The organism is Streptomyces avidinii, assembly GCF_014650695.1.
GTDB classification, from domain to species: Bacteria; Actinomycetota; Actinomycetes; order Streptomycetales; family Streptomycetaceae; genus Streptomyces; species Streptomyces avidinii.
In genome coordinates, this window is sequence record NZ_BMVL01000061.1 from 1 (window position 1) to 938 (window position 938).

Genomic DNA, 938 nt, shown 5'->3' on the forward strand with positions numbered 1-938 from the left:
CGGTCGTCATCACGACGGGGGTACGAGGGACGGTCCCCGCCACGGTCATCACGACGCGGGTAGGACGGACGGTCGCCACCGCGGTCGTCACGACGGAAACCGCCGCCACCACCGCTGGAGGGACGACCACCACGGTCGTCATCACGACGGGGGTACGAGGGACGGTCGCCACCACGGTCATCACGACGCGGGAAGCTCGGACGGTCGCCGCCACGGTCGTCACGACGGAAACCGCCGCCACCACCGCTGGAGGGACGACCACCACGGTCATCATCACGACGCGGGTAGGACGGACGGTCCCCGCCACGGTCATCACGACGGAAACCGCCGCCGGCGCTACCGCCACCGGAGGGACGACCACCGCGGTCATCGCGGCGGAAGCCGCCGCCACCGGCACCGCCGGCCGGGCGACCACCACGGTCGTCACGACGGAACGGAGGACGGTCGCCGCCACGGTCGTCACGGCCCCCGCGGTAGCCGCCCCTGTCACCGCCGTCGTTGCGCCGAGGCTCGCGCTCCGGACGATCGTCGGGAGAGTTGGACATGGGTGTGACTCCTGTCTTCGGGGTACCGCTAGTCATTCTCGCGCAACCAACCCATGGCCGCGCTTCGGCGTAAAGAGGTGAAAATAAAAAAGGACCCTTGGTCCAGCGTTGAACGCTGGACCAAGGGTCCTTTGAAAGATTGTTCGGCGGCGTCCTACTCTCCCACAGGGTCCCCCCTGCAGTACCATCGGCGCTGAAAGGCTTAGCTTCCGGGTTCGGAATGTAACCGGGCGTTTCCCTAACGCTATGACCACCGAAACCCTATCGGTTTCGAGCGAACAAGCACACTTTGTAGTTATGTTCTAGCTCTAGAAACCAGCAACTGTTCGTTGCTTCAGAACTAACACAGTGGACGCGAGCAACTGAGGACAAGCCCTCGGCCTATTAGTACCA

1 rRNA gene and 1 pseudogene are annotated in these 938 nt (G+C 64.7%); one reads left to right on the top strand and one right to left on the bottom strand.

Annotation, left to right across the window (positions count from 1 at the left end):
- Positions 1–626 (top strand): annotated as a pseudogene (locus IE257_RS39075) (hypothetical protein); the annotation flags it as partial.
- 60 nt (positions 627–686) lie between these two features.
- Here the strand turns inward: IE257_RS39075 and rrf are convergent.
- Positions 687–803 (bottom strand): 5S ribosomal RNA (gene rrf / locus IE257_RS37735).
- Positions 804–938 lie beyond the last annotated feature (135 nt).